Source organism: Thauera sp. 27, from assembly GCF_000310125.2.
In the GTDB taxonomy this organism is placed as follows: Bacteria; Pseudomonadota; Gammaproteobacteria; order Burkholderiales; family Rhodocyclaceae; genus Thauera; species Thauera mechernichensis.
On the sequence record NZ_AMXB01000002.1, the window covers coordinates 91,676 to 105,121 of the forward strand.

Consider the following 13,446-nt stretch of genomic DNA (forward strand, 5'->3'; position numbering starts at 1 on the left):
CGCCTCCTCAGTCTGACCTGCCGGTGAGCTCGCGCAACACCGTACGCACGCGGCCGACGGCAGCGACGCCTTCGGCAATTGCCTCATCGGCGCGATGGTAGTCCATCAGGCCGAGCTGGCCGACGCGCGGCGAGATGAGCACGTCGGCAGGATCGCCTGCAAGGCGACTACGAGCGATCCGGACCTGCATGATGTTGATGCTGGAGCTGATCACTGAAGCGAGTGAAGGCGAACTGTCGCTACCGAATGGGATTGCCGCCGACAAGGCATCAATGTCGTCACGCGAGAGTCCCAGGCCGGCCAGCAGGCGCTCGGTCCAGCCGGCCTCGGTTTCCTCGATCGGCACGGGCGCCGCAGCCGTTCGGCGCAGCGCACGCCCGACCATATCCGACCCCAGATCGACCGCAATGACCACATCGGCACCCATCGCCCTGCACAAGGACACCGGCACGGGGTTGACCAGCCCGCCATCCACAAGCAGATGACCCTGGTACATCACCGGCGTCATCAACCCGGGCAACGCAATCGATGCTCTCACGGCTGCGGACACGCTGCCGTCGTGCAGCCAGACTTCACGGCCACTGCCCAACTCGGTCGCCACGCAGGCAAAGCGTGCGTCGAGCTCGGAGAAGTCGCGATCGATGAAATTGCGCTCGAAGAAACTGATCAGCTTCTGGCCCTTGATGAGGCCACCACGCAGCGACACGTCGAGCAGGGACACGACGTCCTGCCACTTCAGCGTCTCGGCCCAGCGCGTGAGCTTGTCGAGGTCGCCCGAAGCCGCAGCTGCACCAACGAGCGCGCCGATCGAGCAGCCGCTGATCACGCGCGGCGCAATGCCCTCCTCGGCCAGCGCCCGCAGCACCCCCAGATGCGCCCACCCGCGCGCGGCACCACTGCCCAGCGCCAAGCCAATGACCGGCTCGTGGCCACCATCACGCTGCGGCGGCAGGGCGAACGCCCCCGGAGGAGTCAAGGCCCTGCTCCTGAGACGAACGCGTTTGCCGCGCCGTCAGTCGAGCCTTTCGGCGTAGAGGTCATGGACATCGCAATCCGTGATGCGGACTCGCACGAAGTCGCCCGGCTCCAGCCCTTCGGCATCGGGGATGATCACCAGGCCGTCGATCTCGGGTGCGTCACCTGGCGAGCGCGCCAGCGCGCCATCCTCTTCGATCTCATCCACAAGGACGGTCATCTCGCGGTCGATCTTTGCCTCAAGGCGCTGCGTGGAGATATCTTCCTGGAAGTCCATCAGCCGCGCCCGTCGCTCCTCGCGTACCTCGTGCGGGACGGCATCCGGCAGCTCGTTTGCCGCGGCCCCCTCGACCGGCGAATAGGCAAATGCCCCCACGCGGTCAAGCTGCGCCTCCTCAAGGAAGTTGAGCAGCATCTCGAAATCTTCCTCGGTCTCGCCGGGGAAACCGGTGATGAAGGTCGAACGAATAGTGAGTTCGGGACAGATGCTGCGCCACTTGCGCACGCGCTCGAGCACATTCTCGGCATTGGCGGGCCGTTTCATCGCCTTCAGGATGCGCGGGCTGGCGTGCTGGAAGGGTACGTCGAGGTAGGGCAGGATCTTGCCCTCGGCCATCAGCGGGATCAGCTCGTCGACGCTCGGGTACGGATACACGTAGTGCATGCGGATCCAGATGCCAAGCTCGCCCAGGGCACGCGCCAGGTCCACAAGGCGGGTCTTGAGTGGCCGCCCACCCCAGAAGCCGGTCCGATACTTGACGTCGACACCGTAGGCGGAGGTGTCCTGGGAGATGACGAGGATTTCCTTCACGCCAGCATCGGCAAGCGCCTCGGCCTCGCGCATGACCTCGTGGATAGGTCTGCTGACCAGGTCGCCACGCATGGACGGAATGATGCAGAAGGTGCACCGGTGATTACAGCCCTCGGAGATCTTGAGGTAGGCGTAATGCTGCGGCGTCAGGCGAATGCCCTGCGGCGGCACCAGATCCGTGAAGGGGTCATGAGGCTTGGGCAGGTGCTTATGCACCGCATGCATGACCTCTTCGGTAGCATGCGGCCCGGTGACCGCGAGCACCTGGGGATGCGCCGCCAGCACGACATCGTCCTTGGCGCCAAGGCAGCCGGTGACGATGACCTTGCCGTTCTCGGCCAGCGCCTCGCCGATGGCATCGAGCGACTCCTCGACCGCGGCATCGATGAAGCCACAGGTGTTGACCACCACCAGGTCGGCGTCGTCATAGGTGCCGGAGATGCTGTAGCCCTCGGCGCGCAATCGGGTGAGGATGTGCTCGGAGTCGACGGTCGCCTTCGGACAGCCGAGGGAAACGAAGCCGACGCGCGGCAGGTTCGGGGTCTTGAAAGTGGTCATGCGTGGGGAAACCTGTCCGGGGGTCGGCACGAGGGGGTGGCAGAAAGGTTCAGCCGCCCCGCTCGCGTCAGGGCATCACTTGTGGGCGTCGCCCTTGCCGGTCGCGGCGGGCGCATCGGCGCGCTCGTCGCCGGGTTTGACGTAATTGGGGAACTGGAAGCCGGTGAACATGTTGCGCGTCTGGCTCTCGAGCTGGCTCTGCATCTGCTCGAACATCTTCTTCGACTGGTCGACGTAGGCGCCCATCATGCTCTGCAGCGCGGGGCCCTGGAAATTGAGGAACTGCGCCCACAGGTCCTGACCGACCGGGCTGTTCTCGCCATAGATCGCGCGCGCCTGGTCCTGAAGCTTTCCCTGCATCTCGGTGAACGCCTTGATGTTGCTTTCAAGGTACTTCCCCATCATGCCTTGCATGGCGTTGCCGTAGAAACGGATCATGTGCGCCAGCAGGTCGCTGGTGAACATGGGCGCACCGCCCGCCTCTTCCTCGAGAATGATCTGGAGCAGGATGCTGCGCGTGAGCTCCTCGCCGGTCTTCGCATCGACGACCTGGAACTCCTCGTTGTTGAGCACGAGCTCCTTGACGTCCGAAAGCGTGATGTACGAACTCGTACGCGTGTCGTACAGGCGACGATTGGGGTACTTCTTGATCAGGCGCTGCTGTTCCTGCATTTCTCCATCTCCTCGACGGCGGTCCGTCCCGCTCTGGGTTGCGGGATCGATTATATCGCGGTGCGAAAACGAAACCCCGCCATTCGACGGGGTTTCGTGATTTCACGCATGCTGCAGTGCAGCCATCAGCACATGTGCAAGCCGCCATTGATGTTGATGGTGGCGCCGGTGATGTAGGCTGCCTTGTCCGACGCGAGGTAGGCGCACAGATCGCCAATCTCGTCCGGACGACCGAGGCGCTTCATCGGCACGGTGTCGATGATGCCTTGGCGGATGTCGTCGCGAATGGCCATGACCATGTCGGTGCCGATGTAGCCCGGCGCGACGGCATTCACGGTGACGCCCTTGGTCGCCAGCTCGGCGGCAAGCGCCTTGGTGAAGCCGAGCACACCCGCCTTGGCTGCCGAATAGTTGGTCTGGCCGGCCTGGCCCTTGACCCCGTTCACCGAGGAGATGTTGACGATGCGCCCCCAGCCACGCTCAGCCATCTTGGCCGACACATGGTGCGTGACGTTGAACAGGCTGTTGAGGTTGGTGCTGATCACCGCGTCCCACTGGCCCTTCTCCATCTTCGGGAAGAACTTGTCGCGGGTGATACCGGCGTTGTTGACCAGCACGTCGATCGGGCCGACCTCGGCCTCGATGCGGGCAACCATGGCGGCGCAGGACTCGTAGTCCGAGACATCGCCCTCAGCCGCGACGAAGTCGAAACCCAGGTCGCGCTGGGCAGCCAGCCAGCCTTCCTTCTGGTCGAAGCCAGGCAGGCAGTTGGCGACAACCTTCATGCCATCCTTGGCCAGCGATTGACAGATCGCGGTGCCAAGACCACCCATGGCGCCAGTGACGAGAGCGATTTTCTGGGACATCTTGAGATCCTTCAGGAGCAATTTTAGATGCCGACGCTCCAGGCTAGACCGGATCCTGGACCACATTCGGCGCTTCTTGCGGCAGCGCATCAACTGCCTTGCGATCGCATTATAAACACTGTTGACAACTCTTGTTGCAACGCAATAGAACGCGGCATCGAGGCGAAAAAAAAGCGCCCCCTCAGGAGCGCTCCACTGCCGGCTCGGCAAGCCTGCAGGCAGGAATCAGAACATGTGCTGACCGCCGTTGATCGAGATGTTCGCGCCGGTGACGAACGCCGCCTCTTCCGACGACAGGTAGGCCACCAGACCGGCGATCTCTTCCGGCTTGCCAAGGCGCGACACGGGAATCTGCGGCAGGATCTTCGAGTCGAGGATCTCCTGCGGGATGGCCATCACCATCTTGGTGCCGATGTAGCCCGGCGAGATGGTGTTCACGGTCACGCCGTTACGTGCGACCTCGAGCGCAAGCGCCTTCGTGAAGCCGTGCATGCCGGCCTTGGCAGCGGAATAGTTGGTTTGACCGAACGCCCCCTTCTGACCGTTGACCGAGGAGACGTTGATGACGCGCCCCCACTTGCGCTCGACCATGCCGTCCATGACCTGCTTGGTCATGTTGAAAACCGAGTCGAGGTTGGTGCTGATCACCGCATCCCAGTCCGCCTTGGTCATCTTCTTGAACGTCATGTCGCGGGTGATACCGGCATTGTTCACCAGCACATCGACCGGACCCACTTCCCGAGTCACCTGCTCCACGCAAGCCTTGGCCGAATCGAAATCGGCAACGTCGCAGGGATAGGCCTTGAAGCCGTAGCCCATGTTGTTCATGGTCTGCAGCCACTCTGCCGCCTTGCTGTTACCCGGCGAATGCGTCGTCACAACCTTGTAGCCCAGCGCCGCGAGCTTGATGCAGATCGCCTCGCCCAGACCACCCATACCACCGGTTACCAGTGCAACTCTAGACATTGTTCTCTCCTCTCCCTAGACGGGGTTCTTGTGTGCCGGACGGGCTTCAATCGTGACGACAGCGCCCGCCCCAACGCTGTCGCCGCAAATCTGGTCGAGACAGACGGATCAGGCACGCTCCTTCACGTAGCGTCCCGGAGCCGGCTCGATCGGCTCATAGCGCGTGCTGCCGAGACGCCCTCGCGCCGCAACCTGCTTGCCGCCATGCGGACGCAACCACTCGATCCAGTTCAGCCACCAACTGCCCTTGTGCTCTGTCGCACCTTCGAACCACTCATCAGGGTCGGTCGGCCGCCCTTCAGCGGTCCAATAGCTGCGCTTGTTCTTGGATGCCGGGTTGATCGCACCAGCGATATGCCCGCTCGCGCCGAGCACGAACGTGGTGTCGCCGCCCAGCAGGTTGCGCGCCAGGTAGGCGCTCTTCCATGGCACGATGTGATCTTCGCGTGCCGCAAGCAGGTAGGCGGGCATATCCACCTTGGCAAGATCGACCTTCTGCCCCAGCATCCGGAGCTTGCCCGGCACTCGCAGGTTGTTCTCGAGGTACATGTTGCGCAAGTACCAGGTCAGGAAAGGCCCGGGCAAGTTGGTCGAATCAGAATTCCAGTACAGCAGGTCGAAGGCCGCAGGCTTGTTGCCCTTGAGGTAGTTGCCGACGACGTACTGCCAGACCAGATCGTTGGCACGCAGGAAGGAGAACACGTTCGCCAACTCCTGCCCCTTGAGCACGCCGCCCTTGCCGATCGCTGCCTCGCGCGCGGCCACGCCGGCCTCATCGACCAGGCAGCCCAGCTCGCCCGCATCCGAAAAATCGAGCAGCGTCGTCATCAGAGTGAGGCTCGCCACCGGGTCCTCACCACGCGCCCGCGCCACCGCGAGCGCCGAGGTCAGGATGGTGCCGCCGACGCAAAAACCGAGCACGTTGGGTTTCTTTACGCGGGTCACCGCGCGCACGACATCCAGCGCAGCCAGCGGCCCCTTCTCCAGGTAATCGTCCCAAGTGAAATGCCCGCCAGACTCCGGACGGGGGTTCCGCCAAGACACCAGGAACACGGTGAAGCCCTGCTCTACCGCGAATCGAACCAGGGAGTTCTCCGGCTGCAGATCCATGATGTAGAACTTGTTGATGCAGGGCGGCACGATCAGCAGCGGCGCCTGCGCCACCTTCTCGGTCAGCGGGGCGTACTGGATGAGCTGCATGAGCTCGTTCTCGAAAATCACCGAGCCCGGCGTCAGTGCCAGGTTACGGCCGATCTCGAAGGCCGAGTCATCGGTCATCGAGATGCGCCCCTTCTCAAGGTCGCCGAGCAGGTTCTGCACGCCACGCGTGATGCTCTCGCCCTTGGTCTCAAGCGCGGTCTTGATGAACTCGGGATTGGTCGCGGCAAAGTTGCTCGGCGACAAGGCATCGATGTACTGCCGGGTCAGGAACTGAATGCGCGACTTCGCGCGGCCGTCGGCGATCGGCATGGCCTCGGCAACCTGGGTGAGCAACTCGGCGTTGAGCAGGTAGGCTTGGCGCAGGTAGTCGAACACCGGACTCTCACTCCACTCCGGCGCGGTAAACCGTCTGTCGCCCGGCGGCGGCTGAACAACGGCCGGCGCAGGCTCGCCGTCCTTGCGCGCAAGCATCGACGACCACAGCTGGGCGTGCTTCTCCGCGTAGGCCTTCTGGATGGCGCCAAGGGCCTCCGTCTCGGGCAGCGGCAGCTTGGGAGCCGCTACGCCCGAGGAATCCTGCATTGCCGCATGCTGTCGCGCCAGCGCGTCGAAGAAGCTCTTCGCCATGGACTGCCCCGCCTCGAACATGGCCTGCACGCCAGGCGGCGTCCCCTTACCCGCTGAATCCGACATTCACATCTCCCCAAGCTGGTGGCGACGGCCGGCGGCCATCGCGTGCTGATTTGTGCTGCATGGCAATCCCGATCCGGCGTCGCAGCGGCGCTACAATTGGCGCATGTACCTGATTCCGATTGCCTGGCTCTATGTCGCCATCCTCGTCGCCGTGTCCGAGGACACCGTCGTCGCTGGCGTGTTGACCTTCGTCTTTTGGGGCATCGCCCCACTCGCCCTCTTCATGTGGATCTTCGGTACCCCGGCCCGCCGGCGGCGCCAGCGCGAACGCGAAGCCCTTGACCGCAACGATAGAGCCGAAACGGGCCCTGATCAATAGCCCAAGCCGTTTGGAGGTCGATGCGAAGCGGGTGCCGGTCATGCCGGAGCCCGGAATCAGTGCGCATCGAGCCAGACCAGAGACGCAAAACGGCCCGTCCTTGCATCACGGCGATAGGAATAGAACTGCCGTGGCGACGAATAGGTGCACGCCCCGCCGCCATCGACACGCTCAACGCCAAGCCTGCGCAGGCGCAGGCGGGCAAGCATGAAGAGGTCAGCCATCCACTTGCCAGGCGCAGCGCCCGCCACGAAAGCCTGCGCGGCCTCCTCATCACTGTCGGCGAGCGCGCACCGGACATCGTCACCGACCTCGAAGGCACCAGGGCCGATCGCCGGCCCCAACCACGCACGCAGGCTGGATGGCGCAACCGCCATATGCGCGACCGTCGCCTCGACGATACCCGCCGCCAACCCGCGCCATCCGGCATGCACCGCTGCCACGACCGTGGCGTCGTCATCGCACAGCAGCACCGGCAGGCAGTCCGCCGTCATCACGGCGCACACCCGGCCCGGCGTCCTTGAAACTGCGGCATCCGCACGAACATGGCCCGTCACCGACTCGGCGTCGACCACCGTGCATCCATGTACCTGATCAAGCCAGGCCGGCTCCGAGGGCAGATGGGCGCGCAACCGTGCGCGATTCGACGCCACCGCCGCCGGGTCGTCACCTACATGGGCACCCAGATTGAAGCTGGTAAAGTCGCCCGCACTAACCCCGCCCTCACATGTCGTCAGCAATGCACCGACACCCTTGGGCAGAGCCCAGTCCGGGCACAACAAGCCAGGAACCAGCGGCCGACCAACCGTCGGCGAGTGCCCCCCGCTCACGCCAGCTCCTCACGCAAAGCCTGCAGCAGCATGGCGAAGTCGGCGGGCATGGGACACTCCCACGCCATGTCATCACCACTCTGCGGGTGGCGCAAACCCAACCTGAAGGCGTGCAGCGCCTGGCGCGCAAAGCTGTCGAGCAAGGCTGAGCCCGTGCGACGCTGACCATAAACGGCGTCGCCCACCAAGGCGTGGCCGACATGCGCCATATGGACCCGGATCTGGTGCGTGCGCCCTGTCTCCAACCTGCATTCGACCAAGGTACAGCGCGCAAAACGCTCTCGCACAAGGTAATGGGTGACGGCCGGGCGGCCGTTTCCGACCACCGCCATCCGCGTGCGCAGACTGGGGTGGCGCCCGATCGGCGCATCGACGCTTGCGCCCGCCGTGAGTTCGCCCTTGACCAGCGCCCAGTAGTGGCGCTTGACGGTTCGCGCCTGAAGCTGGCGCACCAACTCCGTCTGCGCAGCGAGCGTCCTGGCAACGACAAGCAAGCCGCTCGTGTCCTTGTCGAGCCGGTGCACGATACCCGCCCGCGGCACTGCCGCCAGCTCCGGGTCGTGGTGCAGCAGTGCATTGAGCAGCGTGCCGCTCCAGTTGCCGCTGCCAGGATGCACGACCAACCCGACCGGCTTGTTGATCACGAGCAGGTGCGCATCCTCGAAGACGATGTCGAGCGGGATGTCCTCGGGCTGCTCGGCGCCAAGCTCGGGCGCGGGCGGCGGCGCGATCTCGACGCACTCGCCGCCCCACACTTTGCGCTTCGGGTCAGGCGCGTTGCCATCGAGCAGGACGTAGCCATCGCGCATCCATGACTGCAAGCGACTGCGCGAATGCTCAGGGCGCAAGCGGGCGAGCGCCTGGTCCAGGCGCAGGCCTGCAAGTTCATCAGGAATCGTCAGCGCTTCGAGCGAGTCGGGCTCGTCGGCTGGGATATAATCGGCGCGTTCATTCACGCGAGTGTCTTCGATGGCCAGGTTCACCCTCGGAAGTTTAACGGCAAAAGCTGTTCTTATTGGCGCCCTGCTGGCCGGTGGCTGCGGGCTACTGCCCGATCAGGTCGACGAAACAACCGGCTGGAACGCCCAGCGGCTGTATTCCGAGGCAAAGACTTCGATGTCCGAAGGCGCCTACGACCGGGCTGTCACCCTGTTCGAGAAGCTCGAGGCACGCTATCCCTACGGCAGATTTGCCCAGCAGGCCCAGATCGAGGTCGCCTATGCGTACTTCAAGCAGGGGGAACAGGCGCTGGCACTGGCAGCAGCAGACCGCTTCATCCGGCTGCACCCCAACCACCCCAACGTCGATTACGCCTACTACCTCAAAGGCCTGATCAACTTCAACGAAAACCTTGGCCTGCTCGCCAACCTGTCGCGCCAGGATCTCTCCGAGCGCGACCCCAAGGGCGCTCGCGAAGCGTTCGACAGCTTCCGCGAACTCGTCGAGCGCTTCCCGGACAGCCGCTACGCGGACGACTCGCGCGCGCGCATGCAGTACCTGGTCAACTCGCTCGCCTCGCACGAAGTTCACGTCGCGCGCTATTACTACAACCGTGGCGCCTACGTTGCCAGCATCAACCGCGCTCAGACGGCAGTTACGAACTTTCCCCAGGCACCGGCCATCGAGGAAGCCCTGTTCCTGCTCGTCAAGAGCTACGACGCGCTGGGCATGACCCAACTGCGCGACGACGCCGAGCGCGTCATGCGCACGAACTTCCCTGACAGCGTCTATTTCCGTGGCGGGCCGGCAAACACCAAGCCGTGGTGGCAGCTGTGGTGAGATAGCCCCGGGCAGGGGCTATGCCCTGCAGGACATGAAGAAAGGCGCCCACGGGCGCCTTTCTTCATTGGCCCACCGACCGAGCCGCAGCCGGTGGCGCAGCGGGCCTCGACCCGCTGCCGACCCAGATCAAGCGCCGAAACGGGCCTTGAACTGCTGGCGATAACGATGCAGCAGCGGCTCAGTGTAGCCACTGGGCTGGGCGCAGCCTTCGAAGATCAGCGCACGCGCAGCCGCGTAGGCCACGGAAGCACCGAAGTCCGGCGCCATCGGGCGATACAGCGGATCACCGGCATTCTGGCCATCGACTACCGCAGCCATGCGCTGCAGCGTGGCCTCCACCTGCTCGGCGCCGACCACGCCGTGGCGCAACCAGTTGGCGATGTGCTGGCTGGAGATGCGCAGCGTGGCACGGTCCTCCATCAGCCCGACGTTGTTGATGTCGGGCACTTTCGAACAACCGACGCCTTGCTCCACCCAGCGCACCACATAGCCCAGGATACCCTGGCAGTTGTTGTCGAGCTCCTGCTGCAGCTCGGCCTCGCTCCAGTTCGCCTGCTCCACCACCGGGATGGTGAGCAGATCGTCGAGCAGGGCCTCGGCCTGCGCGTTGAGATCGAGCTTCTCGATCTCCTGCTGCACCGCGGCCACGCTGACCTGGTGATAGTGCAAGGCGTGCAGTGTGGCGGCAGTCGGCGACGGCACCCAAGCGGTGTTGGCGCCCGCCTTGGGGTGGGCGATCTTCTGCTCCAGCATCGCCGCCATCAGGTCCGGCATGGCCCACATGCCCTTGCCAATCTGGGCGCGGCCACGCAGGCCGGCGGCAAGACCGATCAGCACGTTGCGGCGCTCGTAGGCCGCGATCCACTTGCTGTTCTTGATGTCGCCCTTGCGCATCATCGGACCGGCTTCCATGGCGGTGTGCATCTCGTCGCCGGTACGGTCAAGGAAGCCGGTGTTGATGAAGGCAACACGCGCGGGCGCAGCGGCAATGCAGGCGCGCAGGTTCACGCTCGTGCGACGCTCCTCATCCATGATGCCGAGCTTGACCGTATGGGCCGGCAGGCCGAGCAGCTGCTCGACACGGGTAAAGAGTTCGTCGGCAAAAGCGACTTCGGCAGGTCCGTGCATCTTGGGCTTGACGATGTAGATGCTGCCCTTACGCGAATTGCCGCGGCGGCCGAGGTCGCGCTTGGCGATCAGCGTGGTCACCACCGCATCCATGATGCCCTCGGGAATCTCCTTGCCCTCACCCCACAGGACGGCAGGATTGGTCATCAGGTGCCCCACGTTGCGCACGAACAGCAGCGCACGGCCATGCAGTTTCACCACCTTGCCATCGGCGCCGGCGTACTCGCGGTCGGCATTCAGGCGGCGGGTCATCTGCTTGCCGCCCTTCTCGAAGCTGTCCTCGAGCGTGCCGCTCATCAGGCCAAGCCAGTTGCGGTAGGCAACGATCTTGTCGTCGGCATCGACTGCAGCGACCGAGTCCTCGCAGTCCATGATCGTCGACAGTGCGGCCTCCATCAGCAGGTCATTGACGCCAGCCGCATCGGTCTTGCCGATTGCGCCGTCGCGATCGATCTGGATCTCGATGTGCAGGCCGTTGTTGCGAATCAGGAGCGCGCTCGGCGCTGCGGCCTCACCCTGGAAGCCGATGAACTTCTCGGGCTGTTGCAGCCCGACGGTACTGCCATTGCGCAGCGCAGCCACCAGCTCGCCAGCGGACACGGTGTAAGCGGTGACATCGGCGTGCGAGGCGCCGGCAAGCGCTGCGGCCTGGTCCAGCACCTGGCGACCGAAGGCGATCACCTTCTGGCCACGCACAGGATTGTAGCCCTTGGTGAGTTCGGCGCCGTCCTTCTGGGGAATCGCATCGGTGCCGTAGAGCGCGTCGTAGAGCGATCCCCAACGCGCATTGGCAGCATTGAGCGCATAGCGCGCATTCATTACCGGCACAACGAGCTGGGGCCCCGCCTGAACGGCGAGCTCGTCATCGACATTGGTGGTGCTGACCTTGGCATCAGCCGGGACCGGGAGCAGGTAGCCGATGGAGGCCAGGAAGGCCTTGTAGGCAGCCATGTCCTTGATGGGGCCTGGATTGGCACGATGCCAGGCATCAACCTCGGCCTGGATGCGATCGCGCTCAGCCAGCAGGGCTGCGTTTCGGGGGGCCAGATCATGCACGAGCGCATCGAACCCGCTCCAGAACGCGGCAGGGTCCACACCGCTGCCCGGCAGGGCCTCTTCCTCAATGAATCGCTTCAGGCTGGTGGCCACCTGAAGACGCTCGCAGGTCACTCGTTCGGTCATGTTCGGGCTCTCTGTACTTGATGTTGACACCACGCCCCTCCTTCGAGGGTGCTTAACCAACGAAGGATGCGATTGAATCGCGCGCGGGTCAATACTCTGAAGCCAAAAGTCTTCTATAAGACACAACATATATCGAGATTCTCCGCACAAGCGCTCAGCCCTCCCAAAGCCGACTGCTCGAGAGGTCTCTGCACGACGACCTCGTCGCCGCGGATCACCGGACGTATCATGCGTTTGCCAGCCATGGAATGAACGCCCCAGAGAACACACACAGTGCGCGCCAACCGATGAACCTTCGTGCCCGGTTCCTTGAACTGCAGACCTTGCTAGCTGAACACGAAGAGATCTGGCGCCCAGCTCCGTTTCATTCGGTCAGTCCCCGGTGGAGGGACCACAGGCCCGCGCTTGCGACCGCTCTGGAGGCGCTGGACGACGAGGCGGTCAAACGCTTCGGGCTCGACCCCGGAGCCTGCGCAGACTGGCTCGCGGCTTACCTGCCCGCGCTAGGCATGGTAAACAAGCTCTCCGAGGTCCCTGCGCTGCCCGCTCGCTCACGACCTGCTTCCCGTGCGCGCGAGGATGACGGCATGCCAGGACGCAAGCGCGCGCAAGTCGAAGCATTTGTCCGTCACATCCCGGCCACCGTGACCCCTGCGCTTGAGTGGTGCGCAGGCAAGGGCCACCTCGGCCGCAAGGTTGCACTCACCGACCAGGTACCGGTGGTCTCGCTCGAGCTCAACCCCGCGCTGTGCGCCGACGCCAAGAGCCTTGCCACCCGCAAGGGTGTCGACCAAGAGATCTTGTGCGCCGACGCGCTCACCGCGAGCGGACACGGACACGTGCGCGGTCGCACGGTCTTCGCGCTCCACGCATGCGGCGAACTCCACCGCAGCCTGGTACGCAACGCACATACTGACGGTGCCGAGGCTTACCGGATTTCTCCGTGTTGCTATCACCTGGGAAGCGAAGACCCCTACCAACCCCTGAGCAGCGACGCCTCGCTGATGCTCGACGCCTCAGCACTACGGCTCGCTGTAACCGAGTTGGTTACCGCACCAGAGCGCGATCGCACTCGTCTCGCGCGCGACCAAGCCTGGAAGCTTGGTTTCATCGCGCTACGCACTGAAGTCGAGGGTGAAACGCGACGCCCTTTCCGTCCCGTACCTGCGGCCTGGTTTGACGGCAGCTTCGATGACTTCTGCCGCAGACTGGCGATCCGCGAGCATGTAAGGCTGCCCGCGAATCCGGCATGGGCGGACTGGGAGCATGTCGGCTGGAAGCGACGTGACGAAGTACTTCGCCTAGAACTCGTGCGCCACGCCTTCCGGCGCGGTCTGGAATTGTGGCTGGTACTCGATCTCGCGCTGGGCCTGGGCGAGCGTGGTTTCGACGTTGTCCTGGGAAGGTTCTGCGAGCGCAGCCTGACACCACGCAACCTGCTCGTTATCGGACAGCGGCGACCAGATTCACGCACTGCGGCATAGCGAAGCGCCCGTTTTACGC

At 64.2% G+C, this 13,446-nt stretch carries 12 protein-coding genes; 3 read left to right on the forward strand and 9 right to left on the reverse strand.

The window, feature by feature from the left end; translation table 11 throughout:
- Nucleotides 1-7 precede the first annotated feature (7 nt).
- From rssA to B447_RS01380, 6 genes are all read right to left on the reverse strand, one after another.
- A complete protein-coding gene (gene rssA / locus B447_RS01355) occupies nucleotides 8-976 on the reverse strand; it encodes a patatin-like phospholipase RssA (protein WP_002923761.1) in 969 nt (322 codons plus the stop codon).
- Nucleotides 977-1,012: 36 nt separating this feature from the next.
- On the reverse strand, nucleotides 1,013-2,344 hold the full coding sequence (gene rimO / locus B447_RS01360) for a 30S ribosomal protein S12 methylthiotransferase RimO (RefSeq protein ID WP_002923760.1): 1,332 nt from the start codon (nucleotides 2,342-2,344) through the stop codon (nucleotides 1,013-1,015).
- A 75-nt stretch (nucleotides 2,345-2,419) separates the two neighbouring features.
- Nucleotides 2,420-3,016 carry a polyhydroxyalkanoate synthesis repressor PhaR gene (gene phaR, locus B447_RS01365; RefSeq protein WP_002923758.1) on the reverse strand — a complete coding sequence of 199 codons (597 nt, stop codon included), beginning with the start codon at nucleotides 3,014-3,016 and terminating at the stop codon, nucleotides 2,420-2,422.
- 125 nt (nucleotides 3,017-3,141) lie between these two features.
- Complete coding sequence (locus B447_RS01370; protein ID WP_002923757.1) at nucleotides 3,142-3,882, reverse strand: beta-ketoacyl-ACP reductase; 741 nt, start codon at nucleotides 3,880-3,882, stop codon at nucleotides 3,142-3,144.
- A gap of 225 nt (nucleotides 3,883-4,107) precedes the next feature.
- The gene (gene phbB, locus B447_RS01375) at nucleotides 4,108-4,848 is read right to left on the reverse strand and encodes an acetoacetyl-CoA reductase (protein ID WP_002923756.1); all 741 of its coding nucleotides are present in this window, start codon (nucleotides 4,846-4,848) and stop codon (nucleotides 4,108-4,110) included.
- Between the two features lie 108 nt (nucleotides 4,849-4,956).
- Nucleotides 4,957-6,702 carry a PHA/PHB synthase family protein gene (locus B447_RS01380; RefSeq protein WP_037982176.1) on the reverse strand — a complete coding sequence of 582 codons (1,746 nt, stop codon included), beginning with the start codon at nucleotides 6,700-6,702 and terminating at the stop codon, nucleotides 4,957-4,959.
- Between the two features lie 103 nt (nucleotides 6,703-6,805).
- Here B447_RS01380 and B447_RS01385 point away from each other — a divergent pair, with 103 nt between their 5' ends.
- Nucleotides 6,806-7,021: a hypothetical protein gene (locus tag B447_RS01385; protein WP_037982202.1), complete on the forward strand. Its 216-nt coding sequence runs from the start codon at nucleotides 6,806-6,808 to the stop codon at nucleotides 7,019-7,021.
- Between the two features lie 56 nt (nucleotides 7,022-7,077).
- On the opposite strand, the gene pgeF is transcribed toward B447_RS01385, so the two are convergent.
- Together pgeF and rluD are read right to left on the reverse strand one after the other, a co-directional pair.
- Nucleotides 7,078-7,851, reverse strand: coding sequence for a peptidoglycan editing factor PgeF (pgeF, locus tag B447_RS21990; protein WP_232431417.1), 774 nt, complete (start codon nucleotides 7,849-7,851; stop codon nucleotides 7,078-7,080).
- Nucleotides 7,848-8,807 carry a 23S rRNA pseudouridine(1911/1915/1917) synthase RluD gene (rluD, locus tag B447_RS01395; RefSeq protein WP_443080933.1) on the reverse strand — a complete coding sequence of 320 codons (960 nt, stop codon included), beginning with the start codon at nucleotides 8,805-8,807 and terminating at the stop codon, nucleotides 7,848-7,850. The genes pgeF and rluD overlap by 4 nt, the downstream gene beginning before the upstream one ends.
- A gap of 13 nt (nucleotides 8,808-8,820) precedes the next feature.
- Between rluD and B447_RS01400 the strand changes: the two genes are divergently transcribed.
- A complete protein-coding gene (locus B447_RS01400; RefSeq protein WP_037982179.1) occupies nucleotides 8,821-9,630 on the forward strand; it encodes an outer membrane protein assembly factor BamD in 810 nt (269 codons plus the stop codon).
- A gap of 129 nt (nucleotides 9,631-9,759) precedes the next feature.
- Here the strand turns inward: B447_RS01400 and B447_RS01405 are convergent, their stop codons facing one another.
- Nucleotides 9,760-11,943, reverse strand: coding sequence for a malate synthase G (locus tag B447_RS01405; RefSeq protein ID WP_002935779.1), 2,184 nt, complete (start codon nucleotides 11,941-11,943; stop codon nucleotides 9,760-9,762).
- Nucleotides 11,944-12,530: 587 nt separating this feature from the next.
- Between B447_RS01405 and B447_RS01410 the strand changes: the two genes are divergently transcribed.
- Nucleotides 12,531-13,427: a methyltransferase gene (locus B447_RS01410; protein WP_002935782.1), complete on the forward strand. Its 897-nt coding sequence runs from the start codon at nucleotides 12,531-12,533 to the stop codon at nucleotides 13,425-13,427.
- Nucleotides 13,428-13,446 lie beyond the last annotated feature (19 nt).